This window comes from Akkermansia biwaensis (assembly GCF_026072915.1).
Lineage (GTDB): Bacteria > Verrucomicrobiota > Verrucomicrobiia > Verrucomicrobiales > Akkermansiaceae > Akkermansia > Akkermansia biwaensis.
The window spans coordinates 554,738-579,887 of record NZ_AP025943.1 but is presented as its reverse complement, the minus strand read 5'-3'; the positions used below and the strand labels follow the sequence as shown (position 1 = coordinate 579,887).

Annotated in this window: 21 protein-coding genes; 9 read left to right on the top strand and 12 right to left on the bottom strand. The window is 58.3% G+C overall.

Features of this window, described 5'->3' with window-relative positions:
• Window positions 1-10 precede the first annotated feature (10 nt).
• The 4 genes from pstA to OQH67_RS02265 all read right to left on the bottom strand — a co-directional run bounded on the left by pstA (window position 11) and on the right by OQH67_RS02265 (window position 9,388).
• Window positions 11-1,765, bottom strand: coding sequence for a phosphate ABC transporter permease PstA (gene pstA, locus OQH67_RS02280; protein ID WP_215437337.1), 1,755 nt, complete (start codon window positions 1,763-1,765; stop codon window positions 11-13).
• 35 nt (window positions 1,766-1,800) lie between these two features.
• Window positions 1,801-4,155 (bottom strand): ABC transporter permease subunit, encoded by a 2,355-nt coding sequence (locus OQH67_RS02275; RefSeq protein ID WP_215437340.1) that lies wholly within the window; start codon window positions 4,153-4,155, stop codon window positions 1,801-1,803.
• A gap of 85 nt (window positions 4,156-4,240) precedes the next feature.
• Window positions 4,241-5,203, bottom strand: coding sequence for a PstS family phosphate ABC transporter substrate-binding protein (locus OQH67_RS02270; protein ID WP_067569828.1), 963 nt, complete (start codon window positions 5,201-5,203; stop codon window positions 4,241-4,243).
• Window positions 5,204-5,488: 285 nt separating this feature from the next.
• Window positions 5,489-9,388, bottom strand: a complete 3,900-nt coding sequence (locus tag OQH67_RS02265) for a hypothetical protein (RefSeq protein WP_215711599.1) — start codon at window positions 9,386-9,388, stop codon at window positions 5,489-5,491.
• Window positions 9,389-9,649: 261 nt separating this feature from the next.
• On the opposite strand from OQH67_RS02265, the gene pstB reads away from it, so the two are divergent.
• The 4 genes from pstB to OQH67_RS02245 all read left to right on the top strand — a co-directional run bounded on the left by pstB (window position 9,650) and on the right by OQH67_RS02245 (window position 12,318).
• A complete protein-coding gene (gene pstB / locus OQH67_RS02260) occupies window positions 9,650-10,501 on the top strand; it encodes a phosphate ABC transporter ATP-binding protein PstB (RefSeq protein ID WP_412127175.1) in 852 nt (283 codons plus the stop codon).
• 191 nt (window positions 10,502-10,692) lie between these two features.
• Entirely contained in the window at window positions 10,693-11,352 is a 660-nt protein-coding gene (locus OQH67_RS02255) for a phosphate signaling complex PhoU family protein (protein WP_067571064.1), read from the top strand.
• A gap of 67 nt (window positions 11,353-11,419) precedes the next feature.
• On the top strand, window positions 11,420-12,016 hold the full coding sequence (locus OQH67_RS02250) for a hypothetical protein (RefSeq protein ID WP_067571066.1): 597 nt from the start codon (window positions 11,420-11,422) through the stop codon (window positions 12,014-12,016).
• Window positions 12,007-12,318 (top strand): hypothetical protein, encoded by a 312-nt coding sequence (locus OQH67_RS02245; protein ID WP_067571068.1) that lies wholly within the window; start codon window positions 12,007-12,009, stop codon window positions 12,316-12,318. Before OQH67_RS02250 ends, OQH67_RS02245 begins: the two co-directional genes overlap by 10 nt.
• A gap of 80 nt (window positions 12,319-12,398) precedes the next feature.
• Here OQH67_RS02245 and OQH67_RS02240 read toward each other — a convergent pair whose 3' ends face one another.
• The 3 genes from OQH67_RS02240 to OQH67_RS02230 form a co-directional block, all read right to left on the bottom strand.
• Complete coding sequence (locus OQH67_RS02240; protein ID WP_067571071.1) at window positions 12,399-13,358, bottom strand: aldose epimerase family protein; 960 nt, start codon at window positions 13,356-13,358, stop codon at window positions 12,399-12,401.
• Between the two features lie 33 nt (window positions 13,359-13,391).
• Window positions 13,392-13,871 (bottom strand): outer membrane lipoprotein, encoded by a 480-nt coding sequence (locus OQH67_RS02235; RefSeq protein WP_147549655.1) that lies wholly within the window; start codon window positions 13,869-13,871, stop codon window positions 13,392-13,394.
• A gap of 145 nt (window positions 13,872-14,016) precedes the next feature.
• Entirely contained in the window at window positions 14,017-14,262 is a 246-nt protein-coding gene (locus tag OQH67_RS02230; RefSeq protein ID WP_215436476.1) for a hypothetical protein, read from the bottom strand.
• 239 nt (window positions 14,263-14,501) lie between these two features.
• On the opposite strand from OQH67_RS02230, the gene OQH67_RS02225 reads away from it, so the two are divergent.
• Window positions 14,502-17,021, top strand: coding sequence for a M16 family metallopeptidase (locus tag OQH67_RS02225; protein ID WP_082770092.1), 2,520 nt, complete (start codon window positions 14,502-14,504; stop codon window positions 17,019-17,021).
• A 188-nt stretch (window positions 17,022-17,209) separates the two neighbouring features.
• On the opposite strand, the gene OQH67_RS02220 is transcribed toward OQH67_RS02225, so the two are convergent.
• From OQH67_RS02220 to OQH67_RS02205, 4 genes are all read right to left on the bottom strand, one after another.
• Entirely contained in the window at window positions 17,210-17,530 is a 321-nt protein-coding gene (locus OQH67_RS02220) for a bactofilin family protein (RefSeq protein WP_012420356.1), read from the bottom strand.
• Between the two features lie 35 nt (window positions 17,531-17,565).
• Window positions 17,566-18,132 carry a ribosome recycling factor gene (frr, locus tag OQH67_RS02215; RefSeq protein ID WP_067571688.1) on the bottom strand — a complete coding sequence of 189 codons (567 nt, stop codon included), beginning with the start codon at window positions 18,130-18,132 and terminating at the stop codon, window positions 17,566-17,568.
• Window positions 18,133-18,188: 56 nt separating this feature from the next.
• Window positions 18,189-18,914 (bottom strand): UMP kinase, encoded by a 726-nt coding sequence (gene pyrH, locus OQH67_RS02210; protein ID WP_067571080.1) that lies wholly within the window; start codon window positions 18,912-18,914, stop codon window positions 18,189-18,191.
• 66 nt (window positions 18,915-18,980) lie between these two features.
• Window positions 18,981-19,886 (bottom strand): mechanosensitive ion channel family protein, encoded by a 906-nt coding sequence (locus OQH67_RS02205; protein ID WP_067951967.1) that lies wholly within the window; start codon window positions 19,884-19,886, stop codon window positions 18,981-18,983.
• Between the two features lie 245 nt (window positions 19,887-20,131).
• Between OQH67_RS02205 and OQH67_RS02200 the strand changes: the two genes are divergently transcribed.
• Window positions 20,132-20,617 carry a hypothetical protein gene (locus tag OQH67_RS02200; RefSeq protein WP_067571082.1) on the top strand — a complete coding sequence of 162 codons (486 nt, stop codon included), beginning with the start codon at window positions 20,132-20,134 and terminating at the stop codon, window positions 20,615-20,617.
• 98 nt (window positions 20,618-20,715) lie between these two features.
• Here the strand turns inward: OQH67_RS02200 and OQH67_RS02195 are convergent, their stop codons facing one another.
• Window positions 20,716-21,342 (bottom strand): peroxiredoxin, encoded by a 627-nt coding sequence (locus OQH67_RS02195; protein WP_161981439.1) that lies wholly within the window; start codon window positions 21,340-21,342, stop codon window positions 20,716-20,718.
• Window positions 21,343-21,474: 132 nt separating this feature from the next.
• On the opposite strand from OQH67_RS02195, the gene OQH67_RS02190 reads away from it, so the two are divergent.
• The 3 genes from OQH67_RS02190 (at window position 21,475) to OQH67_RS02180 (ending at window position 25,125) form a co-directional block, all read left to right on the top strand.
• On the top strand, window positions 21,475-23,184 hold the full coding sequence (locus tag OQH67_RS02190; protein WP_067982006.1) for an SLC5/6 family protein: 1,710 nt from the start codon (window positions 21,475-21,477) through the stop codon (window positions 23,182-23,184).
• 149 nt (window positions 23,185-23,333) lie between these two features.
• Window positions 23,334-24,887, top strand: coding sequence for a hypothetical protein (locus OQH67_RS02185; protein WP_067571087.1), 1,554 nt, complete (start codon window positions 23,334-23,336; stop codon window positions 24,885-24,887).
• A 13-nt stretch (window positions 24,888-24,900) separates the two neighbouring features.
• Complete coding sequence (locus OQH67_RS02180; protein ID WP_067982001.1) at window positions 24,901-25,125, top strand: hypothetical protein; 225 nt, start codon at window positions 24,901-24,903, stop codon at window positions 25,123-25,125.
• The last annotated feature ends 25 nt before the right edge of the window (window positions 25,126-25,150 follow it).

Here is a 25,150-nt window from a genome sequence, read left to right as displayed (position 1 = left end):
CGTTTCCGCGTCAGAAACTGGACGCCGCGTATTTCTTGCGGAGGCGGTTGCGGATGAGGATGGCCGTGAGGTTCATGACCACCACGAGCAGGATGAGCAGCAGGGTGGTGGCGAAAACCATGGGCTGTGCGGCGTCCGAGTCCGGGGACTGGAAGCCCACGTCGTAGATATGGAAGCCCAGGTGCATGAATTTGCGTTCCAGATGGATGAAGGGCCCTTCTCCGTCAATGGGCAGGGACGGGGCCAGCTTGACCACGCCCGTGACCATCAGGGGGGCCACTTCCCCCGCGCCGCGGGCCATCGCCAGGATCAGCCCGGTCATGACGCCCGGCAGGGCGCTGGGAAGAATGATGCGCTTGATCATCTGCCATTTGGAGGCTCCGCAGGCCAGAGCTGCCTCCCGCAGGCCGCGCGGCACGGCGGAAAGCGCTTCCTCCGTGGACACGATCACGACGGGCAGCGTCATCAGGGCCAGCGTGAGGGAGGCCCACAGGATGCCGGAGGTGCCGAAGGTGGGCGTGTTGTCCACGGCCAGTTTTTTCCAGTAGAAGAGTTCATCAATCGTGCCGCCCAGGTAGTACACGAAAAAGCCCAGGCCGAAGACGCCGAAGACGATGGAGGGCACGCCCGCCAGATTGTTCACGCAAATGCGGACGGCCTGCACCAGAGTCCCTTGTTTGGCGTATTCCCGCAGGTAGGTGGCGCCGATGACGCCCACCGGGGTGACCAGGGCGCTCATGAGCAGGGTCATGATGAAGGTGCCGAAGATGGCGGGGAAAATGCCGCCTTCCGTGTTGGCCTCCCGCGGATCATCCACAATGAAGTGGTACAGGTTGTGGAGGAAGACGCCGCATTTGCCGAAGAAGCCCAGGTCGTTCGGAAGATAGCCGTACACGGCCTTGTCCAGGCTGATCTCCTTCCTTTCCCCGTCTCCCAGGGAATAGACGAGCGTGTCGCGGCCCTGCTGCGCCCGGAGTTTGCTCGCTTCCGCCGTGTATTGTTCGTATTCGGCATTGAGCCGGGCTACTTTTTCATTGAGTTTGGCCAGTTCTTCCACAGGGTGGTCCACATCTCTGACGACGGGATTCTGTTTGAGCGCGGCGGTCCTGGTTCCGTTTTCCTCCCGGATGTCATAGGAGCGTTCAATGGCCTTGATGTCCAGCCGCGCATCCGCCAGCCTGGTGTTGACGGTTCCTATTTTTCCGGTATCTATGGCCTTTATTTCCTCCCTCAGTTCCGTTTCATGGTCCAGCGCGCGGCGGAAGGCTTGCATGAATTCGGGGGATGAGGCCGGAATGGTTTCTCCGGAGGCCAGCTGGAGTTCCAGCGGCTTCACCAGGGCCTTCCCCCCTTCCATGCGTTCCAGGCAGAGAAGCCCCTGGGGCGTGGAGGAGGCGGAGATGTTGTGCACGTCCACATAACGGTAGGATTGCCCGTAGGTTTCCTTGCTGCCGGTGAAGAGCTGGTATTCCCGGATATCCCTCGCCGTGGAGCCGGGCTGCGTGGGGTCCGCCGGAACGTGGCGCGTCTGGTCCTTGGTGATGCTGGCGTACAGGGTGTACGGTTTTTCCCCCTCTGCGGCGGGGGATAGGGTCAGTTCATGGATTGTCTTGGGCCAGAAAGCCTCCATGCCGTTGACAAGGATGATGCCCAGCAGGCCGAAGATCATGATGAGGCCCACAGAGATGCCTATGGAGGTGATCCAGATGTTGGCTTCTCCCAGGGGGCGTCCGGGAGCGGGAGGGAGAGTGAAATCCGGTTTCATGGAAAAGAAAGGATAGAGAGAGAAGGAGGGCAGGGTCAGACGACATTGAAGCGTTTGCGGAGGCGCTGGCGCACGATTTCCGCCAGCGTGTTCAGGATGAACGTCATGGAGAACAGGATGAGGCCGCCGAGGAAAAGGACGCGGTAGTGGGTGGAGTCCTGAGCCGCCTCCGGCAGTTCCGTGGCGATATTGGCGGAGAGGGTGCGCATGCCGTTGAAAATGTTCCAGTCCATGATGGGGGTGTTGCCTGTGGCCATCAGAACGATCATGGTTTCCCCCACGGCGCGCCCCAGCCCGATCATCAGGGCGGAAAAGATGCCTGCGGAGGCTACGGGGAGCACCACCGTCCGGACGATTTGCCAGCGGCTGGCGCCCAGCGCTTCGGACGCGGCGATGAGGGAGGGGGGAACGTTGCTCAGGGCGTCCTCGGAAATGGTGAAGATGACGGGAATCACCGCAAAGCCCATCACGAACCCGACGACGAGGGAGTTGCGCTGTTCATAGGGCATGCCGAATCCGTTGCGCCACAGGTCCGCAAAGCTGGCCGCCTGGAAGTCTCCCGCCCCCCACAGGCTCATGATGCCGCGGGTGAGGCTGATGAAGGGCTGTTCCAGCCAGTAGCCCAGGTATTCCCAGCAGAACCAGGCGCAGAGAAGAATGACGGGCGTCATGACGATATATTCCAGGCCGTTGCTGAATTTGTTCCTCCATGCTGCCGGACGCGTGGTCCAGAACCAGGCGATGAGGGCGGCCAGGGACGGAATGAGGATAACCATGCAGACCAGCGCCGGCACCTTGTCCTCCATTCTGGGAGCCAGGTAAAGCGCTCCGAAGAAGCCCAGCACCACGGATGGCAGGGAGGCCATGATTTCCATCACGGGCTTCACCACCCTTTTGACGGAGGGCGGCATGAAGTGGGCCGTGTAAACGGCTGCCATGACCGCCACGGGTACGGCGAAGACGAGGGCGTACAGAGTGCCTTTCAGCGTGCCGAAGACCAGGGGCATCAGGGAGAGCTTGGATTCATAGTCGTCCGTGCCTCCTACGGATTGCCACAGCCATTTGGGAGAATCATACCCTTCGTACCAGATTTTGCCGACCAGCGCTTTGGAACCGGCTTCCGGATGCCTGTCCTTGATGGAAAAGAAATGGATGCGGCCTTGTCCGTCCGTGGCCAGCATGGAGTTGAATTCCGCGTTGGCCGCCAGTTGAACCGGGGAAAAATCCAGTCGGTCGCTTTCCCAGCGGATGTCCGCCGTGGTGCCGTAGCACAGGCGCACGGCGTGCGGCGAGGAGACGAGGAAGGAGCGGTTGATGCCGGAGGCGGCGTAATGCTGCACGGGGCCGTTCAAGGGGGGAAACTTCTTGGTTTCGCCAAAGAGCCGCAGGGCGGCGCCGTCTGCCTGCGGGTGGGGGTACAGGCTGAAGATTTTCAGGCTCCCCCTGTCGCCGCCCAGCACCAGGGACATGTCCCCGAAGAGCCAGTTGACGGTGGTCATCCTTTCTCCGTCGCCCAGGGGAGAAGGGATGGTCTGGCGCTTTTCCCAGGTTTCCGAGTTTTCGTTGTAGGCGAAGTAAAGCAGCTTGTCCGTATCCGTGGCGACGATGAGGCTGTCTCCCGAGTTGCCTGGGAGCATGGCGACGGGTTTGCCGTCCAGACGGTCCGTCAGGTCATGGAATCCGGAGGGGATAAATTCCCCTTCATGGAGAAGGGAACGGGATTCTTCCAGTGTCATCAGCAGGAGGCGCGGCCCCTGGTCCGTTTCATTGATTGTGGAAAATATTTTGCGTTCTCCCGCGTCTGCATAAGCCACGCCGGATATTCTGCCCGGAACGTCGCCGTTTTCCGTCATGGGGTGGAGTGGGCTGGTTTCCGTTCCGGCCTTGGTGGGGCCGTGGGCGTTCACCTGGCCGTGGATATTGAGACCGGAATGAACGGAAATGACGCCCACCTTGCCGGATTCCGTGGCGATAGGGTAGGCTGACAGGAAGGAATTGTAGGAGTGGGCGCAGACGGTTTCATTGTCCGGCAGGGCCACAGGTACGGGTTTCAGATTGCCGGAGGCCTTGTCCAGAAAGAAAATGTCCTTGCCGTTGCTGTAAACGAAAGGCTGCGTGCCGGAGGGGTCCAGCCCCCACGTTCCCGCGGCCTGGGCGGCGGGAGCGAGGCTCTGCCCTTCCTTCACCTCTGCACCTTGAAAGAGGGGAATGGTAACGGCCAAAAGGAAAAAGAGGATGCCGAAAACGGCAACGATGACGGTAAAACCTCCGCCGATGATGGTCTTGGTCATGATGCGGTCAAACCACAGCGTAGTTTTCGCCACCTGAAAGCGTTCGGGAACGGGTTTGGGCTTTCTGGAAGGGGACGGAGAAGGGGAAGATGGGCTCATGACGGTAGGCGAACGGAGAGAGTGGAGCAGGACCCGGCTCGGCGGCCCGCAGCCCTGCTCCGGCATGCGTTTTCAGGGAGATTGTTTATTCAAGGCTCTTGAGGACATCCGCGCTGACTTTGGCGGGGATGGGATAGTATCCGTCCTTGGTCACGATTTCCTGTCCGTCCTTGGAGACGATGAACTTGATGAACTCCTTGGTCAGGGTGTCCAGGGGCTCGCCGGGCTTCTTGTTGACGTAAATCAGCAGGTAGCGGGAGAGCGGGTATTTGCCGTTGATGCAGTTGTCGTAAGACGGCTGAACCGCTACCTGGCCGCCCTTTTCAGCGATGGAAAGAGTCTTGACGCCGGAGGTGACGTATCCGATGCCGGAGTAGCCGATGCCCTGCACGTCGGAACTGATGCCCTGCACCACGGCGGAGGAACCGGGCTGTTCCTTCACGGAGTTTTTGTAGTCTCCCTTCTTGAGGGCGATTTCCTTTACGAATCCGTTCGTGCCGGAGGCGCTGTTACGGCCATAGATGGAAATAGCCTTTCCTTTCATGGAGGGAACGCCCGCATCGCCCCAGTCGGTAATGTTGGAGCCGCCGCGCTTGAAAGTGGAGGAGAAGATGGAGTCGACCTGCGTCAGGGAAAGGGCTTGAATGGGATTGTTCTTGTTGACGAAGAAAGCCACGGCGTCCAGGGCTACCTTGATTTCCGTTGGCTTGTAGCCATACTTGGCTTCAAAGGCCGCGATTTCTTCCCGCTTCATGGCGCGGCTCATGGGGGCCAGCTGTGCGGTGCCTGCCGTCAGGGCGGGCGGAGCCGTGGAGGAACCTTTTCCTTCAACGCCGATTTTGACGCTGGGGTACTTTTTGCTGAATCCTTCCGCCCAAAGGGTCATCAGGTTGTTCAGTGTATCGGAACCGACGGCGCTCAGGTTGCCGGAAACGCCGCTGATGGGCACATACGGCTTGATGCTGCTGTCAACGGTTACTTGATCTGCTGCCATGCTCAGAGAGTTGAGTACGGCTGCGATTGTCAGGATTTTGGCGACAAATTTCATGGCGTCTTTTCTGTTGTGTTGCGTCTCCCTCCGGGGCGGTGTTCAGTACCGCTGGCGGCGGGCGACGTGGATGTGATATCCTTTCCACCCCCCTGTGAGGAAGTGAATCCTGGTTAAGAAATCGTCACAATCTGCGGTGTTCCCCCGCATACAAAAAACCGCCGACTTCCGCGGGAGGGAAGGCGGCGGCTGTCAATGATTGCCGAATGCTGAAAGGGCAGAGGCCGGTATAAAAGGGGAAGAAAGGAAGCTCCTGGACTGAAAGTTCTTCAAGCCATGTTTAAATCATACTTCTTCAGGGGAGAGCCAGCGGAAGGAAACAATGTTGAACCGGCGGCCAAACGCCTTGTTCACCGCACTCAAATCCGTACCTTCCAGCGCTCCGGTCTTCATGTTCACCTTCGTCGCCGCCGTCTCCGGACTGTTCACCGGGTCCACGTAGTTGATCCCACGCTGCACCACCGCCTCGCACCACGCACGGGAAAGCACCACTCCCTCCCGGCTCGTCACTTCCCCGTAGGCGCGGATTGTAAACGTGTCGTCGCGCGTGGTGAGAATGTTGCCCAGCACCGCAAGCACGTCCGACTGGATCAGGTAGCCGGGTGCCGCCGTAAAGACTGAGCCCTTGGCCGCATCCGCGTTCGGGTAGCCAACCTTGGGCGTGATGACCATGTCCGTGAGTTCGTCAAAGGTCCTGTTGATCGAGCTTTCGTCGATGGCCGCCTGGAGCGCCCCCTTCACCCCCATCTCTCCGCTCTGCAGGCGGCGGTTGATGAAGTCGGACATGTTCAGGAAGGGGCCCCTCTTCTTGACTTCCTTGACCATGTTGTCGGCAAGTGCGCGGATTTGCGTGTCGCTGAGCGTGCGCAGGTCAGACCAGGCCATGGCGTCTCCGTCCGGGATGCCGTTGGTGATGCCAATAGAGCCGTAGTCGTCCACGTGGGACTTGTTGCTGCTGGCTACCCCGAAGCGGGAGAAATTGGCCTGGTTGCTATTCAGCACGGAGGGCCTGCCGTTGGAAGAGTAGAGGAGCTTGCGGTTCTTGAGGCCCATGAGCATGGCCTCCCAGGCTCTCCGGGAGGTGGAGTTGACGTTGAAGCCTCCGGCGATGGGCAGGTACTTGGCGGAGAGCTTGTAGCCCTCGTCGGTTTTGGCCAGTTCGTCGATGACCGCTTCGGCGGGCTTGCCCTGGAGGTCCGGGGAGAGGCGCCTGTTGGCAATGCCTGCGGCCTTGTTGGAGGAAGTGTCCGTGGAGAATGCTTCCTTGAGCACGGACTTGAGGTCCTCTTTGGCGGAGCCGCCGATGCTGCGGGGCCGTGCGGCCAGGGAGGAGGTGAACCAGGAGTCCCAGAGGGCGTCGTTGATCATCAGGCCGTGGTCCCAGAAGTCGCCCAGGGAGGCGTCGCCCATGATTTCATTGTGTGAGAAAACCTTGTCTGGAGGCAGCATTGGGTCGGCAAAGGAGTTTCCGATGCCCACGCCTGGAACGCCTGACTGGTAGGCGAAGCGTTTGGCGATGGCGGCTTTGGAGTCGGTCTTGTACCAACCAGGGGTGAGCCTGAATCCTGCGAATCCGGCGAGGCTGGAAGGCTGCTGGAATGGGAGTTCGGCGGCCACAATCTTGTTGACCTGTTCGGCGCCGGGTCCGCCGAATGGGGAGAGCCGGGTGCCGTCGTTGGAGAGGATGTTGGAGATGGTGATGGGGAAGAAGTCGCTGTTGGCGTTCTTGACTTCAAACTGGTAGGGGCTGTAGGATCGTCCGAGTTCGGATGCGGTGGGCATCTGGCTGCCCCAGAAGAGGGGGCTGGAGTGCTGCCAGGTCTTGGCGCGGTAGTCCTTGCCTTCCGGGTAGGCGCCGATGACGGGAGGCTTGCCCCATTTCACCGATACTCCATAGTACGCTACAAAGGTAGATTCCTGCGTAGGCGTGCCGTATTGGCCTGCCTTTTTTTCTTCCTCACTGCCCTGGTCGTTGTTTTCCCACATTTCCGCCGGGAGTTTGATTTGGTCAATCAGCGGTTTTTCCCAGGCGCCCCAGTTCAGGTTGAGGATGGCTGGCATGGTTTTGGCGAAAATGTCGATTTCCGCGGTGTTTTTCCCGTTTAGAGAGGATGAGCTGTTCATCTTCCCGGGATCCATCAGTCCGGCGCCCATAATGAAAGTGCCCAGGGCTTTGGATGCCCCCTTTTCCCCATATTTGATGGCCAGGACGTGGTCGTCCGGCGTGCCGTTGAGCTGGCTGGTATTTTCCGCGAAGATGATGGAAGCCTTGGCAATACCCTGCTGGTTGTATCCGCTACCGTCCAGCAGTTCGTAGCGAACGCCGTCCGTCAGGTTGACGGCATAGGAACTGACCTGTCCCGCTTCCTGGGACCAGCCTTCCTTGAGAGGGAATCTGTCCGGTTTGAAGTCACCGCTGTTGGGTTTTGTTTTATAGACTTCGTTACCGTTGGCTATATTGGAAACGACCGGCTGGGCGAAAAGGACGATTTCCCCGGCTTTCAGCGTAGATGGGTCGCCCTTGATCGTGGAACCGTCTGAACTGAGTTTGGACGTGGTGCGGAAAGAAGCCCCAAAGTCGGCTACCTGGCGGTTGTTGTAAGATGCGTTTAGATAGGGGATCAAACAGGATTCCCCGTAGCTGGTCAATTGGTTTTCGTCAAGCTGGTTCCATGCGAATTTGACATTATGGGAAAGCAGTAGAGGCATGAAGCGGTGTTCCCCGAAATAGCCTCCCCATACTCCCCCGTCGGCTCCTGTCAGCTTCATGTCCACATTGTACGGGTTCCACCAGACATAAACCGGGATGACGGCGATTCGGAAGTCGATCCATCCTCCCCGGTTAGGGTGCTTGTTGCCGTGTTTGACATAGTTGAGTCCGACAAATGAATAAAACCGCAGGAGGATGGGATGGCGCATGTAGGTGTAGCGATTGTCCATCATTTCCATGTTGGCGGAGGCGTCCGCGGCTACCAGCGTGCTGGGCGTCTGCCCATTCCATTGCAGTGTGGCGGAGGCATCCTGGCCGTCCCTTTTGGTTGAAGAGTCCCACACATTGGCCCACAGGTGGAGCTGGTTCCAGGAGCTTATCGGGCGGTTCTGTTCTGTCGGAGTTCCGTCCTCCGTGGCGTAGGGACGCAGACCGATGTCCGCCGTGTCTCCCCGGAACTCTTCAGGCAGTTTTTCCTGGGACAGCATAATATTCAAGTCCTTCTTCAAGCCACCGAATTTGGAATCCGTCTGGAGGCTGGAAGAAACCAGGGTGATGTCATGGTAAAGCTCTCCCAGGTCTTTCAGGCGGCCGTTTTTGCTGTTGGCAAGAAGCGTGTCACGGGAGATCAGCTTCCTGACTTCCGACATGTCGCCACCGGACCCCGACGGCATCAATGAAGTCATATTGAGGGTGTCCAGATCCGGGCCGGGGGTGTCCCAGGTGGAACGCAGCACGGTCAGCGGGTCGGTGCTTTCCTGGGAAGCATGAGGCATCAGATTGATGCGCGCCTTCTGGTTTTCCGGCGTAATCCACCAGGCAATGTACTTGCGCGTGTTGGCATTCTTTTTCAGCCCCGTATTCTTTGAAGAATCATCCACGCGTACAAGGCGGACATGGATTTCCTTTTTATCCTGGTTCCGGGCCCCCGCCGGGGTTCCTACGGTGCCGGGGCCCAGCAGGCAGACGCTGCGGAAACTGCGGTTGGAAGCAGACTTTTGCCCCAGAAGGTTTTTTCCGGCTTCCAGGGTGCTGAGCCTGCGCAGGTCGGGGTCGGAAATCAGCCAGCGGCGGAACATGGAGCTTCTGCCCGTATCGTAGGTGGAAGCGATGTCCATGCCTGAGGAATTATTCCTGTTGAGCCAGGTGTCCCAGCTGTTCCAGGCGCCCAGAATATAGGGGGAACTTCCTTCGCTGGTGCCGGAAGAAAGAATGCCGGAGTTGGCGGAAACGCGCTGGTCGGGTCCCAGCTCGCACTGGAGCTGTCCCAGGGAAACTTCCAGGGAGAATCTGGCCAGGGACTTGGCCTCAGCAGCGAAGAGCTGTTTCTCAGAGATGCGCACCTGTGATGATGCGATGGTAAGAAGGCCGACGCTCAGGAGGGCCAGGAGCATCATCAAGGTGATGGTGGCAATGAGTGCGAATCCCTTGCTGACGTGTCGGACAGAGCGTTTCGTAGAAGGTTTTGTGTTCATGGATATTGGTGGAAGATTGGAAAATCCTCGGGAAAAAATGCCATGCACGGCTTCTGGCAACTCCCCTGTTTTTACCAGTCTAGGGCTGCCATATAGGGAAACAAGGAATAACCCTATCTCTGTTGAAAAGACCAAATAATTTATTTTTAGTCTGTTGTATTAATTTACTCTGTTGATTGAAAACCAACGGATTCCAAATCCGGTGAACGTTGCGGGAAATGGGCCAAGAAGGCCAGGTTAAGAAATCGTCACAATCCCTGGATGGTCATTGCGGGGGGAATTTGCGATACCATGCGGGCAGCGGTGATGAGCCGCGCCATGGTCAGAGATATGAGCCTACCGCCTGCAATACCCGATCAAACCGCCGTGGAGGTGGATTCCCTGGATTTCTGTTACGGCAGCAAACAGTCGCTTTTTAACGTCAACATATTGATTCCGAAAAACCGTGTCACGGCGTTTATCGGGCCGTCCGGCTGCGGAAAATCCACACTGTTGCGCTGCATCAACCGGATGAATGACCGCATTCCGGAGGCCCGCGTCACGGGGGGGGCCATCCGCATTGACGGGGTGGACGTGACTTCCCCCACCCTGGACCCGATCCGCCTGCGCCGGGAAGTGGGCATGGTTTTCCAGAAGTCCAATCCCTTCCCCATGAGCATTTACGAGAATGTTTCCTACGGCTTGAAGCTGGCGGGAGTAAGGGACAGGGCCGTTCTGGATGAAGCCGTGGAGGAGAGCCTGAGCCATGCCGCCCTGTGGGACGAAGTGAAGGACAGGCTCCACACTTCCGCCAACGGACTTTCCGGCGGCCAGCAGCAGCGCCTCTGCATCGCCCGTTCCATCGCCGTCAAGCCGCGTATTTTACTGATGGATGAACCTTGTTCCGCCCTGGACCCCATCGCCACGGTGCGCGTGGAGGAATTGATGCACCGCCTCAAGGAGAAATTCACCATCGTCGTGGTGACGCACAACATGCAGCAGGCCACCCGCGTTTCCGACCTGACGGGGTTTTTCATGCTGGGAAGGCTGGTGGAGTTTGATTCCACGGAGAAGATTTTTTCCCATCCGTCCATGAAGGAGACGGAAGATTATATTACGGGAAGATTCAGTTAACAATAGAAGACGATTTATGATTCCATCAATATGTTCAGGCAGGGCCGGTTCCCGCCGCTTTTCCGGAGTCTCCTGTTCCGCTCGGCGTTTTGCCGCTTCCGCGAGGAAGACCGGCGGCCTGCGCAGGCTGCATATTTTTTACCATGCCGCCAGGGCGGCTTCCTCCGACAATCGAACCAACATTTCCGACCATGAACCACGACGCCCACACCCTGCGGGAATTTGATGCCGCCCTCACTTCCCTGAACACGTATTTGCTGCAAATGGCTTACAAGGCGCAGAGCGCCCTTGATCTGGCCGTTGCCGGTCTGCTCCAGCAGGACGAGGATCCCGCCAACCAGGCCATTGCCGATGACGAGGAACTGGACGAACTGGAAATGGCCGTGGACCGGGAAGGGATGCATCTCCTGGCGTTTTTCAGCCCGGTGGCATCTGACTTGAGGGTGGTGCTGGCTTCCATCCGCCTGTCCGCCATTTATGAACGCATGGGGGATGAGTCCGTCACCATCGCCAAGAGGGCCAACAAGCTGAATAAAAGGCCCCGCCTCCGGGAAGCCGGATTGGTGGAACCCGTGTACCGGGAGCTGGCCGAACAGTTCAGGGCCGTCAACAAGGCCGTCTCTTCATGGGATGCCCCGGCCCTGGCTTCCCTGGCGCCGGGACTGGCGTCCCTGGCGGAGAAAACCGGGACCTTGACGGAAACATTCGCCCGTCTGCCGGAACATTACCGGGACAATCTCGCCTCCGTGGCGGATTTGATATTCATCGGCCGTTCGCTGGAACGCGTCGCGGAAGGATTGCAGAAAGTGGCTGCGGAAGCTCTTTACGGAGTCGGGCCCCGGCAATCCTGAACGGAGGGACCGCCGGCGTTCGGACAAATGCTTGCCTGTTCCGTGATTTTTATATAAGACATGGAACATGAAAGGACAACAGAAGGATACCTTTTGCAATCTGGCCGGATGGTCCTGGGGGCTCCTGCTGGTGATGGCCGCTTGCGCCCTGCCTGATTTATGGAAGGTTATCCGCGTTTACCGGGGATTGGAAGAGATAGGGTGGGAGAACCTGCTGTGGGCGGCATTCTTCCTGCTGGCAGGCGTTCTTTGCTTTTTCTCCATGCGGCAATTCCAGGTGAAGGTTGGCGAGGACGGGATAACCGTTACCCGCTTTTTACGGCCTCCCCTGTTCATGGATTGGCGCTGCATCAAGAGCGCCTCCTGCGGCAGTATGGGGGCGAACGAATGGCTGGTGTTGAAATCGAATGATAACATGGTGAAGATCGGAAGGGTGGAATTGGGGAAAGGCAGGTATGATTTATTGTGCGGGATGGTGAAGGAAAAATTGCGGCAGGTCCATCAGGAAGCCCTGCGTGAAGACGGGGAGTTTCTGCCTCTGGACAAGCGGAAATTAATGTACAGGAATATCTTGTATATAATTCCCGTTGCTCTTTGGGCAGTTGGATCGGGGGGGGCCGCTCCTCCGGCACGGATGCGCCCGGACGCGAGGATATGGGGCTGATCCTGTACTGCGGCATCCGGCATGAACGGAATGTGGAAAAAGCCCGCGATTATCTGGATGGGGACACCATTGAATTTCTGGAACGGGCATTAAAACATCCGGATCTGGTCAAACCGTATGGCCGCATTCTTTACGGGGATTCCTCCCGTTATCTGGAACGGTATGGCCGGGAAGTCTATCTGGTGGGCTGCCTGAAGGCGGGCGGCCTGCTGAAAGACGTTCCCGGAACGGCTGAAGACTGGCTGAAGAAGGTAGAATTTTACCGCCCGGCCCATGTTATTCTGCGGCGGCTGGAACGCTAACCGCCATGGCTCCCCCCCATGTACGGCAGGTATTATTGTGCACGGTGGGGTGACGGTGGGCCGGATGATGGAATCCGCCTTTACCTGATTGTCCAGGAAATGCTGCGCGTGACGGATTGACCGGGGCGCAGGAGAACACTGGGGAAGTGGGGCACGTTGACGGCATTCGGGAAGCCCTGGGCTTCCAGAGCAATCCCCTGGCGCGCCTTGGGAAGGTATTCTCCCGTGTAAACCTGGAGCCCGGGGGCGTCCGTCGCCACGATCAGGCGGTGGCCTGAAGAGGGATCAAGGAGGATGGCCGCGATCTTGTCGCCTGGTTCGGAATCCAGCACGTAGTTGTGGTCCAGTCCGGCGGCGGTGTCCGGGTGGGCGGCGGAGTTGCGTTCCCCAAGAAGGGCCGCCCTGCGCAGGTCAAAGTCCGTGCCTTCCACGGGCAGGATACGCCCGTCCGGGATGTTGGTTTCATCCACGGGGGTGTAGGCGGAGGCCCGGACTTCCAGCGTCATGGAATTGATGTCGGGCTTTCCGGAAAGGTTCCAGTAGGCGTGGTTGGTGAGGTTGACGATGGTGGCCGCGTCCGAGTACGCTTCCATGCGCAGGTGGAGGGTCTCCTCCATGAGTGTGTAGGTAGCCACCACTTCAAGATTGCCGGGGTAGTTTTCCTCCCCGTCCGGAGAATGGAGCGTCAGCACCAGCGTGTTGCGCGCGGCTTCCTGAACCTGCCATATTTTGCTGTCAAAACCCTGGAGGCCGCCGTGCAGGTGGTTGGGGCCGTTGTTAACAGCTACGGAGTGGGCGTCCCCGTCAATGGAAAACCTGCCTTTGGCGATGCGATTTGCGACCCGGCCGCAAATCGCACCGCAGTAACAGGTGTCTTTCAGCATGTCTTCAAAGCTCTTGGGCCCTACGATCATGTCCATGCCGTCCTTGACGACGGAGATGATGCGCCCCCCGTAGTTGCTGATCCGCACTGTCATCCTGTCGGAGGACAATTCAAAGATTTCAACAGGAGCGCCGCCGGGTAAGGTGCCGAAAATCATGCCGGAGATATGGCTGGATAGCTGAATGGCTTCTTAGTAGGCCAGAACGCGGGAACCGGTGTTGCCGATGATGACGCGAACCTGCTGTCCGACATAGATGGGGTTGTTTTTGCCGACGGGCTGGACGACGGTGTAGTTCCGGGTGCCGTTTCTCGTCTGGTTCAGGCGCACGGTGATGCGCTGGCCGGTCGTGTTGTTCACGGCCTTGTCAATCTGGTTGCCGGCGATGGCTCCAATGATGGCTCCGCCTGCCGCCGTAGCGTACTTGGCGTTGCCGCCGCCGAACATGGCTCCGGTAAGACCGCCCGCCACGGCGCCCACGCCGGTGCCGGCATTGGCGTTATTGGCCTGGATCTTGACGGTTTCCACGCTGGTGACCGTACCGTAATAGGTTTCCTGAACACCGCCGATTTCATTCATGTTGTAAGTGTTCGGGGAGCCGAAGTTGGTGCAGGATGTAACGGAGAGCGCGATGGCTGCGCAGCCGATGGTGAGGATGGAGGTGGCTTTCATGATTTTCTTATAAAATGGGTTGAAGGTTGAAATCAAGTATTTTAATGGTCACCGGGAAGAGTCTGTTCACTCCGTCCGGCGGAGAAAACCCCTGCCGGAAACGTTCCGGCAAGGGTTCATATGCATGGGAGTGGCTTCCGTGGGATCAGGCCTTGGGAGCTTCCGCCTTTTTGGAGCAGTCGCAGGGCTTTTCTCCCTTGCTGCAGGGCTTGTCGCATTTCTGGGCGCACTTGCCGTCCTTGTCGCACGGAGCATCCTTGCTGCATTTCTTGTCGTTGCAGCAGGATTTCTGGGCGGCGGGGGCGGAGGAGTCCGCCGGGGCGGCTTCCTGGGCGTAGCCATTGATGCTGAATGCGAATGCGAAAGCTGCTACAGCGAGTATCTTCTTCATATGGTTTATTTCTTTATGGTTGGTTTATTTAATGAGGACAGCGCGTTAACTGTCGTTCTACGACAGCATAGAGTTGCGGACTTTAAGATTTGTTCAAAAAAAGATGGCTGGAACATGTTTTTTACAGGGTGTTTTTGTATTCATTTGTGCCCGCGCAGGACATAAGAAGTCTGACAGTGCCGGAGTGCGGACAGAGCGGCGGCTTGCACCGTCCTCCGTCTTGAGGCACGGTAAGAGATATGAGTTCAGTTAAGGAACCTGTGATGCACCGTTTTGGGAACGGTTTGACGGTTTTGATCAAGGAGGACAAGTCCCATCCCGTGGTATCTCTTCAATATTGGGTGGGGACGGGCTCCATGAATGAGGGGCATTTGCAGGGCAGCGGGATTTCCCATTTGCTGGAGCATCTGGTATTCAAGGGAACGGAGAATTACTCCGGGCAGGATCTGGCCCGCAAGGTGCAGGAGCGGGGAGGCCATTGGAATGCCTATACGAGCGTCAACCGCACCGTTTTCTATATAGACGGTCCGGCGGAGTCCTGGCAGGTTTTCCTGAATCTGCTGACGGAACTGGTGTTTTCCCCCACCTTCCCGGAAGGAGAGCTGGAGCGGGAGAAGGAAGTGGTGCGCCGGGAAATGGCCATGTACGCGGATGAACCGGATTCCGTGGCTTACCAGCTTTTAATGCAGACGCTGTATCTCAAACACCCCCGCCGTTGGCCCGTACTGGGCCAACCGGCGGTGTTCGATACCCTGACCAGGGAGGACGTGCTGGAGTATCACGCCTCCCGCTATGTTCCCAACAATGTGGTGCTTTCAATCGCCGGGGATGTGGATGCCAGGGAGGTGCTGTCCCACCTGGAACTGCTGGTGGAGGATTTGAAGGCGCGACCTCTGAACCGGGAACCGCTGCCGCACGAGCCCCATCAGTTCGGTTCCCGGACGGTGCGGAAGGAGTTTGCGGTGCCTTATTCCAAATTGAGCCTGGCGTGGCGTCTGCCCTGTTCCGCGCATCCGGATACTCCGGCGCTGTCCGCCCTGGCCAGCATTTTGGGCGGCGGCCGTTCCGCGCGGTTTTATGAGAAATTCCATGACCGGCTGGGGCTGGTGTACAGCATTGAGGTGCATTCCAACCAGTCCGAGTCCGATGAAGGAGCGTTCACCATCACCATGGATGTGGACCGCGCCCAGCGGGACAAGGTGCGGGACCTCGTTCTTCAGGAACTCCGGGACCTGGAACGGGAAGATTTTACGGAAGACCTCAAGAGAGTCTGCAAGCAGACAAGAGTTAGCCGTTTGAGCCGAAAAAGCTCGGCTTCCGGCATGGCCTCGGAAATGGGTGCTGACTGGTTCGGCGCGCGCAACTTGAACTTGTCCTCCGAATGGCAGGAGGCCATTGAACGCGTGACCTCGGAAGACCTGCACCGGGTGTGCGCCGGGTGGCTGTCCTCCCCGAATGTGACGGAAGTCAGCCTGGACCCGCTGGGCAGCAATGCGGAGGAGGTTCCCTCCGGCAGTGAGAAGACGGATACCGTCCTGAGCGAGCTTGTGCTTTCCAACGGATTGAAAGTTGTTGTCCGGGAAGACCACCGGCTGCCGCTGGCGCATGTCTGCCTGGTGTTCAAAGCCGGATGCCCTGCGGAAAATGAACAGAATGCGGGTGTGACGGATTTGATGTCGGAATGCCTGCTTAAGGGGACTTCCACGCGGTCCGCGTCGGACATTGCCCGGTTTCTGGAAGACATCGGCGGTGCGATCAATACCTCTACGGGCAACAATTCCCTGAGCGTGGGCTGCCAGACGCTGGCGGAAGACCTGGATTCCGCCCTGGAACTGATGGCGGACGTCGTGATGAATCCTTCCTTCCCGGAGGACGCCTTCCTGAAGGAAAAGGAAACCTTTGTGGCGGATGCGGAGGAAGACATGGAAGACCCCCTTTCCGTGGCGTTCAGACAGGAGCGGCACGTGGCCTACGGCAACGTTTCCTACGGCAATTCCCCGGCGGGAACGGCGCAGAGCCTTTCCTCCCTGACGGTGGAGGACATCCGGAAGCAGTACGGGCGCATCGTCTGCGCGTCCAATGCCGTGTTGTGCATTTCCGGGGATGTGACGAAGGATGAAGTGCTTCCCCTGCTGGAAAAACATCTGGGCGCCATGAGAAAAGGTAGTCCGCCCGCTCTTGCCCCTACCCCCGCGCTGAAGCCGGGAAGGGAAGTGACCGTGCTGGACAAGCAGCAGGCCGTTCTGGTGGTGGGCGTGCCGGGAGTGGACGTGGTTTCCCCCGACATGGCGATGGCCCTGATATTCCAAGCCTGGTGCGGAGACATGGCGGGCCCTGTGTTCACGAACATCCGGGAAGAAGCGGGCCTGGCCTATTATGCCAGTTCCTCCCTGTTCATCGGCATGGATGCCGGAGGCATCTGCTTTTACCTGGGGACGTCTCCGGAACAGCTGGAGGAAGCCGAAAGGCGTCTGGGGGAAACGCTGTCCATGATCTATGAACAAGGCATGACGGAAGAGGAACTGGAGCGTACGAAGGCTTCTGCCCTCTCCTCCCGCCTGCTGGCCATGCAGTCCAACGGCACGCTGTGCCAGATGCTGGCTCTGGATATCCTGTTCGGGCTGCCTCTGGACGCCTTTGAAAAACAGACCCGGGCCATCAAAAACATGACTGTGGAGCAGGTGAATGGCTTTATCAAAAAGATTCTGGACCCGTCCCAGCCCCGTTCCTGGTCCATCGTGCGTCCGGAGAATCCGTAAATGGACGCCCGGAAGGCTGCGTTTGCCGTAGTTCCGCGGCACCGGTTTCCGGAAACGGAAGCGTTCCTTCTTTTACGGCTGAAGCTTTTCCCGAATGCGGCGGAAGGAAATATCCGCTCCGGTTCCGGCCATGAAAAAAGCCGTCCCTCCTTCCGGGGGAACGGCTTGAAGATGGGGTTTTCCGGGCCTTAACCGATTTCCGTGCGGCCCAGCAGATGGGCGCCTTCTTCCATGGCCAGGCTGCGGGTCTTCATGTCTCCGACGACGCGGGCCTGCTGCTTGAGTTCGCAGCGGTCGGAAGTGACCTTGCCTTCCACGTTGCCGTAGATGCGCACGTCTCCGGCGGTGATGTCGCCCTTGATCTGGGCCGTTTCACCGATGGTGACTTTCCCCTTGTCGGAAATGATTTCGCCTTCAATTTTTCCGTCGATGTGCATGTCGTTCTGGAAACGGATGGTTCCCTTGATTTCGATGCCGGAGGCGAGGAAGTTCGTTACATTGTCTGTCATTGTCGTGAAGTGGTTGGGTGGTGAAGGGTGCTGGCTCAGATGGTCATGATGTCCTTTTCCTTGGCGGCTACCAGATCGTCAATCTCCTTGACGTACTTGTCCGTGAGCTTCTGGATCTGCGTTTCCAGGTCCCGCTGGCCGTCTTCCGTGACGATGTTGTCCGTCTTGAGCTTTTTGGCGGAGTCCATGCCATTCTTGCGGGCGCCGCGCACGCGCACGCGGGCTTCCTCCGCCTGGGATTTGACGAGCTTCACCAGGTCCTTGCGGCGTTCTTCCGTCAAGGCGGGGATGGGCAGGCGGATGGAGCGTCCTTCCACGATCGGATTGAGGTTCAGCTTGCTTTCGTTGATGGCGCGGCCGATGTCGTGGGCCGTGCTGGGGTCGAAGGGCTGGATGAGGATGAGGCGGGGTTCCGGCGTGCTGATGACGGCCAAGCCCTTCAGCTTCATGACGGAGCCGTAGCTGGATACGTGCACGTCCAGGTTTTCCACAAGGCCGGGAGAGGCTTTGCCCGTGCGTACGCCGGAGAATTCCTGCCTGGCGAAGTCCACGGCCTTGAGCATGGCTTCCTCCGTCTCCAATAGTAATGTTTCTGCGTCCATATGATGGTTGATGCTAAGTGTTTTTTTTGTATGGTTGAAAGGTTTTTTCGCCGGGTTCAGCAAATCGTGGTGCCGATAGGCTCCCCGAGCAGGGCGCGGGTGATGTTGCCCGGAGTGTGCATGTCGAATACGATGATGGGCTTTTTGTTGTCCATGCAGAGGGTGAAGGCCGTGGAGTCCATGACCTTGAGCTGGCGTTCCAGGCATTCCTGGTAGGAGATGGAGTCAAAGCGCTTGGCCCCGGAAACTTTCTTGGGGTCCGCATCATACACGCCGTCCACGGAGGTGGCTTTCATCACGACTTCCGCGTTGATCTCGCTGGCGCGCAAGGCGGCCGTGGTGTCCGTGGAGAAGAAGGGGTTGCCCGTGCCGGCGCCGAAGATGACGATTTTGTCGTTGTCCAGGTAGGAGCGGGCTTTCAGGCGGATGAAGGATTCCGCCACGTTTTTCATTTCAATGGCGGACTGGACCACGCAGGGCACTCCGGCGCGTTCCAGGGCGCTTTGCAGGGCCAGGGCGTTCATGACTGTGGCGAGCATGCCCACGTAGTCCGCCGTGGCGCGGTCCATGCCGCGCACGCTGGCCTTGGCGCCGCGCCAGAAGTTGCCGCCGCCCACTACCAGCCCGATCTGGACGCCCGCGCGGTGCGCCTGTGCGATTTCTTCAGCGATGCGGGCGACGATTTCCGGAGAGATATTGTCCATGCTTCCGGGGCTTCGCAGGGCTTCTCCGCTGAGTTTCAGAAGTATTCTTTTAAAAACAGGTGCTGGTGTGTCAGACATAAATGCGGCTTTTACGCAGACAAGATTGAAATTTCACGGGGGAAAAAGAAAGCAAAAAGAACAGCTTTACTGATTTTTCTCTGGCGTGCCGGTGATTTCCACTCTGATGGGGGTTCTGCTCTCCACGCTGCGGGTGGGGAAGGGGAAGGAAATGCCCTCCGCCGCAAAACGGTGCTTGATATCGTGCGCCAGGGTTTTCTGACAGTCCAGGAAGTTGTCCTTCAGGCACCAGGCCCCTACCGTGAAACCCAGGGAAGAGTCCTGAAAACCTGAAAACATGATGAGTGGCGCCGGGTCGTCCAGGCAGAGCTTGTTTTCCTTGACTACTTCTTGAAGGACGCTTACGACGTGCTCAATATCGCAGTTATAATCCACGCCCAAAGTCAAATCGCAGCGGCGCGTGGAAAAACGGGTGATGTTGCTGACCGGATTCTTGATGATCATTTCATTGGGAATGCGCACCATGGTATTGTTCGGCAGCCGGAGCTGGACGGACATGAGGTTGATGGAGTCCACGTTGCCGGTAATTCCGTCCACTTCAATCATGTCTCCCAGGTTGATCTGCTTTTCCCCTACCAGGAAAAGGCCGCTGATGATGTTGGACAGGGAGGTCTGGGAGGCGAAGCCCACGGCCACGCCGATGATGCTGGCCGCACCCAGCAGAGTGAGGATGTCAAACCCCATCAGGGCGAAGGCCTCCACGCCGATGATGATATAACCCGCGTTTTTGACGATTTTCACCGTCAGGCGGGACGCCTGCGGAGACATTTTCATGGAGGTGATTTTGCGGAGCACCTGGCAAAACAGTTTCAAAAGAATCCAGCTGATGACCAGCCAGATGATCACATGCACGATTTTTGCCCCGGCGGACTGCACCATCTCCAGCTTGAGCCAGTCCGGCATGTTCAGAAAGTCCATGGTTTTTGTCCATATGTCTTCCGTGGGGCCTGCTGCCATGAAATCCGCATTCATGCCAAGTGTGTAGCAAAGGCGTTCATGCGGCTCAAGGGGCGTGCGCGTATTCTCCCCGTTTTATGACGGGAACATTTTCCTGGAAAAGATGCGGAAATGTACTTGAAAATAGACAAAAATGCGGGTATGAGCCGTTTCCCTGGTGGAAAATGTGTTGGATCAACATGAATAAAAACTACCTTGTTATTGGATGTGCTGGATTTACTGTTCTTGCCGTTTCGGCTGGCGCCGGACCTTCACGCTCTTTGGAAACCGGACGTGCCGCCGGTTATTATACCCATTCCGGGGACGGCTCCAGAAGCGCCAAGGCCCGGTTTGAACGCTTCAAGGAGCGTCATTCCCCCTCCGGAAGCACGGCTTCCGTTTCCGTGACGGGTGAGGACGGGAAAAAGTACGAGGTGGATATTGAAGACCCCGAAGCGAAGGCCAGGGCCGCGCGCAAGGCCTGGGAGAAAAGGCAGGGGGCCAAGGCCAGAACCTTTGTCAACCAGGCGGAGCAGGATGCGCGCGCCAAGATTTCTTCACGGGAAGTGGAGCAAAAGGCTCTGCTGGGAGCCATGCAGAAACTGAAACTGGCCGTGGAAGCTAAAAAGGTGGACGATATTCTCGCCGGAAAGCTGGTGGAGGTACTGTCCCGGCGGGTGAAACAGGGGACCATGAGCAGGATGCAGGCGGCGGAGGCCATCAAGTATTTGATTGCCAACAACAAGGTAAACGTAACTCTGGAATAGGGGCGACGGCGTTGTCGCGATTCTTCCCGCGTGCGTGGAAAATCAAAAAGGCCGCTCCGCAACATGCGGAACGGCCTTGAAATTGCTTAAAACGCGGTTTACTTGCTGAGGTAGCTGGCCACGCCTTCGTGAGACGGAGTCATGGCGGCTTCACCCTTGTGCCAGCCGAGCGGGCAGACTTCTCCGTACAGCTCGAAGTGCTGGAGGGCGTCCACGACGCGGATGGCTTCTTCAATGGAGCGGCCCAGCGGGAAGTCATTGATGAGCTGGTGGCGGACGATGCCGTCCTTGTCAATCAGGAAAAGGCCGCGGTAGGCGATCATTTCCCCGGAGACTTCGATGTTGCCGTCTTCGTCGATTTCCTCGTTGCCGGCCAAAACGCCGTAGTCGGAGGAAATGGTCTTGTTGATGTCGGCCACGATGGGGTAGCTGACGCCCTGGATGCCGCCCTGTTCGCGGGGGGTGTTCACCCACGCCCAGTGGGAGAATTCGCTGTCCGTGGAGCAGCCGACGACGGCTACGTCACGCTTGTCGAATTCGCCGAGCGCCTCCTGGAACCCGATCAGTTCCGTGGGGCACACGAATGTGAAGTCCTTCGGATAGAAGAAAAGGATCACATATTTTTTACCCTTGAACTGGTCAAGGCTGAAGTCCGGGACGATGGTACCGTTGACGACTGCGTTTGCACTGAAATGAGGTGCTGGTTTTCCGATGAGGAGCATGATATGTTTTTTGGTTTGGTTCTAAAAGAATGATTCCAAAAAACGAGAGGAAGTCAAGTGGCAATGACGTTCCGCAAGTGGCAAAAGGGCCTGTTTTCTCTTGAAAACGAGACTTGTTTTGTCAGTATTGCCTGCATGTCATCCCTGAAGGCGCAGCAGGACCAATGGTCTGGAAAGATAGGAGTGATTCTTGCCGTGGCCGGAAGCGCCGTGGGGCTGGGCAATTTTTTGCGTTTTCCCGGCCTGGCCGCCCAGTACGGCGGCGGGGCGTTCATGGTGGCTTACGGCATGATGCTGGTTCTGGTGGGCGTGCCCGTGGCGTGGGCGGAATGGTCCATCGGGCGCAGAGGCGGCCAGCAGGGCGCCCATTGCGCCCCCGGCGTATTCTGGTACCTGACGAAAGGGTCCAGGCTGTGGAAGTTCCTGGGCGTGCTGGCGGTGCTGGGGCCGTCTTCCGTGGCTTTTTATTATATGGTGGTGGAGGCGTGGTGCTTTGGCTACTTCTGGAAAATGCTGACGCAGCCGGAGCTGTTTGTTACGGCGGAGAGCACGGCGCAGACGTTCTTCAGCTTCACTGGCATGGCCGGAGACGGAAGCGCCCTGTTGTCGGACAACGGAATGCTCTGGATCGTGGGCGGCGTTATTCTGATCAATCTGGGCATTATCTACCGGGGCATCAGCAAGGGGATTGAGATGTTTTCCCGCTGGTTCATGCCCGTGCTGCTTCTGGTCTCCGTGATATTGCTGGTGCGCATCCTCTGCATCGGCACCCCTGATCCGAATTATCCCGACCGCAGCATTGAACAGGGGCTGGGGTATATGTGGAATCCCAGCAAGGTTTTGGTGGAGGAAAAAACGCCGGAAAGCGGGGAGTGGAAAACGGTTTCCATGGTTTCCGCCTCCAGGCCGGGAGCGATGGAGGAGGCCGGACGCCAGGTGGAGATGTCCAACGGAACGCTGAGGCTCACGAAGGTGACGCTTTGGGATGGACTGCGGAATATCGAATTGTGGGTGGCCGCCGCCGGGCAGGTGTTTTTAAGCCTTTCCGTGGGGACGGGGCTGATTCTGACGTATGCCAGCTACGTGCGGAAGAAGGAGGACATCGCCCTCAGCGCCTTGTCGGCCTCCGCCTCCAACGAGGTGTGCGAGGTAGGGCTGGCCGGCATGATGACCGTGCCGGCGGCCGTGGCGTTTCTGGGAGTGGCCGGGGCGGCCGGGCAGGGCACCTTTGCGCTGGGGTTCATGGTTCTTCCCCAGGCTTTTGCCAAGATGGGGTCAAGCGTGGTATTCGGCAGCCTGTTTTTCCTGCTGCTTTCCGTGGCGGCGGTGACCAGCTCCATTTCCATGATGCAGGTGGGGCTGGCGTTTATTGAGGAGTTCATGGGGTTGAAGCGCAAGCTGGCCGTGGTGGTGCAGGGGTTTTTCGCTTCTACGGGAACACTGGTCGTGGCGTGGTTCAGCAAGGACCTGCTGGCGATGGATACGTATGACTTTTTCCTCGGCACCCTCTGCTTTTTCATGAGCGGCATGGTGATGATGATTCTGTTTTCCTGGAAACTGGGGGTAGATTCCGGCCTGAGGGACCTGGAGGACGGTTCCGCCATCCGGATTCCCAGGATTTACCGTTTCATCATGAAGTATGTGACGCCTACCCTGCTGCTGGTTATTTTCCTGGTCTGGCTGGCGGAAAACATCTGGGTGAAGCAGGCGGCGCCCGTAGCCGCCCTGGGACGCGGGGAGCATGGCGCCGTGATCCCGATGGGGTTCCTGGCGGCCTACGTGCTGTTCCTGGTTTTCATCACCATGGCTTCCGGCAGGCACAAGATCTACCATGGTCCCCAGTAGGCGGCGGGGAACGGGCGTGCGGCTTCTGGACGCAGGCGGCCATGTACGGGGAGAAGCTTCCGTTTTATCTGCACGCCGCAAGGGTTTGGGGCTTCTTCCGGGGGAATTCGCAGGCTTGACCGTGCGCGGATTTGCTATAGTCTGATACCATGCCCAGAACGAGGAGGATACGCAGAAAAAAGGCCCGGACCGGAGGACTTTGGAAGAAGTTGCTGCTGTGGGGCGTTCTTGGTGCGGCCGTTCTGGCGGTTGCGGGGGTGACGGGGTCCTATCTGTACGTGAGGTCCTACCTGAAAAGCGACTCTTTCCTGTCCATGCTGCGCCAGTCGGCCATTGACGACATGAATGTGGATGACGCCCGGATCGAACCCCTGGAGTGGGACGGCTCCGGAATACGGTGCGGCGGGGTGACCATGCAGGGGCACGAATTCCTGACCAGCCTCCAGGCCAGGTCCATTGAAACGGAGTTCAGCCGCTGGGACCTGCTGAAACGCGCTTTTGTCATTAATTCCGCCAGTATTGCGGAGCTGAAGCTTCAGTTGTCTCCCGTACCCTTCCGCTTCAAGGAGAAGGAGGACGAACCCAAAAGCTGGGTGGAAGAAAATATTCTGCCGGATACGTTCCGGCTGGAAAAGGGAAGCATCAATTCCTTTTCCGTTTCCTACGGAACTCCGGGCCATCTGTATACCCTGGACGGGACGGGTGTGGAGTGCACGCATGACGCCGGCTCCAGCCAGTACAGGTTTGACTTGCGCGGCGGAAAACTGATGGTTCCCTTCAAGCTTTGTCCGGAATTTTCCCTCATGTCCGGGACGGTGCAGTTCAACCACTCCAGCGGACGGCTGAACATTCCCACCTGCCGCCTGACGACCGGGGCGGGCGGGTACCTGGACATCAAAGGCGACTGGGACAAAATGTCCTCGTCCTGGACTGCCAACGTCGTGATCAACAGCATTCCCGCTTCTTCCATATTGGCTGACGACTGGAAGAAGCACGTCCAGGGAGAAGTGAGCGGCGGAGTGGATTTGCGCGGGGAACAGGGCAGGCTGACTCATGTGGCCGGCCTGGTCCGCCTGCAGAACGGCATGCTGTCCGGGCTGCCCGTTCTGGACAGGCTGGCCCTGTTCTGCGATTCCTCCAGATTCCGCCAATTGGCTCTGCACAAGGCTTCCGCCCAGTTCCGCTATATCAAAGGCGTTTGGCATGTGTCCGATGTAGTGATAGAGAGCGAGAACCTGATGCGGGTGGAAGGCTGGCTGGAAATAGGGGATGACGGCTCTTTGAAGGGGCGTTTTCAGGTTGGCTTGCGGGCCGATGGCATGTGGAATTCCCTTCCGGGATTTTCCGACGTGTTTTCCGCTTCCCGCCAGGGCGGGGGGGGCGGACTCGTCTGGGCGAATGTGAATATTGGCGGCACATGGGACAATCCTTCGGAGGATCTGTCCGCGCGTCTGCTCAAGGCGGCCGGAGAACGTTTGAAGGAAATCGGCATGGAGAAAGTGGCGGAGGCGGCGGACGTAGCCTCGCGCCTGTTTAACAAGGCGGCGGGGAACGGCAGGGACAAGGATGGGAAGAGGGAGGACGGATTCAGGATTCCTGCCGCGGACAAGGTTCCTGTTCCGGTGATGCCCAATCTGCGGGATGCCGTGGAAGAAGGACTCAAGACCGGAAGCGGTTTGATGGACGGCTTGATGAATCTCTAGACGGAGCTTGCTGATGAAACCTTATCCTTTCCATACGGTGCAGACGGTGGCTGTTATTATGGAACGCATTGCCGATACAGCATTCCGCGCCACTCTGCCTAATGGCAAGACGACTGTGGCTTTCGTGGAGAAGAAGAATGCCTCGTTAAGGGATGTTCTCCGACCGGGCGACCGGGTGAACGTAACTATTTGTCCGGCGGATTTTGACCGGGCCCGCGTGGACGGACTCGCGGATTGACGGATTTGCCGGTCAAATTTTCCTG

What these genes read in the sequence shown, in the direction of transcription:
- pstA (WP_215437337.1), bottom strand. Translation starts at nt 1,765, where the DNA reads ATGAAACCGGATTTCACTCTCCCTCCCGCTCCCGGACGCCCCCTGGGA.
- OQH67_RS02275 (WP_215437340.1), bottom strand. Translation starts at nt 4,155, where the DNA reads ATGAGCCCATCTTCCCCTTCTCCGTCCCCTTCCAGAAAGCCCAAACCC.
- OQH67_RS02270 (WP_067569828.1), bottom strand. Translation starts at nt 5,203, where the DNA reads ATGAAATTTGTCGCCAAAATCCTGACAATCGCAGCCGTACTCAACTCT.
- OQH67_RS02265 (WP_215711599.1), bottom strand. Translation starts at nt 9,388, where the DNA reads ATGAACACAAAACCTTCTACGAAACGCTCTGTCCGACACGTCAGCAAG.
- pstB (WP_412127175.1), top strand. Translation starts at nt 9,650, where the DNA reads ATGGTCATTGCGGGGGGAATTTGCGATACCATGCGGGCAGCGGTGATG.
- OQH67_RS02255 (WP_067571064.1), top strand. Translation starts at nt 10,693, where the DNA reads ATGAACCACGACGCCCACACCCTGCGGGAATTTGATGCCGCCCTCACT.
- OQH67_RS02250 (WP_067571066.1), top strand. Translation starts at nt 11,420, where the DNA reads ATGAAAGGACAACAGAAGGATACCTTTTGCAATCTGGCCGGATGGTCC.
- OQH67_RS02245 (WP_067571068.1), top strand. Translation starts at nt 12,007, where the DNA reads ATGGGGCTGATCCTGTACTGCGGCATCCGGCATGAACGGAATGTGGAA.
- OQH67_RS02240 (WP_067571071.1), bottom strand. Translation starts at nt 13,358, where the DNA reads ATGATTTTCGGCACCTTACCCGGCGGCGCTCCTGTTGAAATCTTTGAA.
- OQH67_RS02235 (WP_147549655.1), bottom strand. Translation starts at nt 13,871, where the DNA reads ATGAAAGCCACCTCCATCCTCACCATCGGCTGCGCAGCCATCGCGCTC.
- OQH67_RS02230 (WP_215436476.1), bottom strand. Translation starts at nt 14,262, where the DNA reads ATGAAGAAGATACTCGCTGTAGCAGCTTTCGCATTCGCATTCAGCATC.
- OQH67_RS02225 (WP_082770092.1), top strand. Translation starts at nt 14,502, where the DNA reads ATGAGTTCAGTTAAGGAACCTGTGATGCACCGTTTTGGGAACGGTTTG.
- OQH67_RS02220 (WP_012420356.1), bottom strand. Translation starts at nt 17,530, where the DNA reads ATGACAGACAATGTAACGAACTTCCTCGCCTCCGGCATCGAAATCAAG.
- frr (WP_067571688.1), bottom strand. Translation starts at nt 18,132, where the DNA reads ATGGACGCAGAAACATTACTATTGGAGACGGAGGAAGCCATGCTCAAG.
- pyrH (WP_067571080.1), bottom strand. Translation starts at nt 18,914, where the DNA reads ATGTCTGACACACCAGCACCTGTTTTTAAAAGAATACTTCTGAAACTC.
- OQH67_RS02205 (WP_067951967.1), bottom strand. Translation starts at nt 19,886, where the DNA reads ATGAATGCGGATTTCATGGCAGCAGGCCCCACGGAAGACATATGGACA.
- OQH67_RS02190 (WP_067982006.1), top strand. Translation starts at nt 21,475, where the DNA reads ATGTCATCCCTGAAGGCGCAGCAGGACCAATGGTCTGGAAAGATAGGA.
- OQH67_RS02185 (WP_067571087.1), top strand. Translation starts at nt 23,334, where the DNA reads ATGCCCAGAACGAGGAGGATACGCAGAAAAAAGGCCCGGACCGGAGGA.
- OQH67_RS02180 (WP_067982001.1), top strand. Translation starts at nt 24,901, where the DNA reads ATGAAACCTTATCCTTTCCATACGGTGCAGACGGTGGCTGTTATTATG.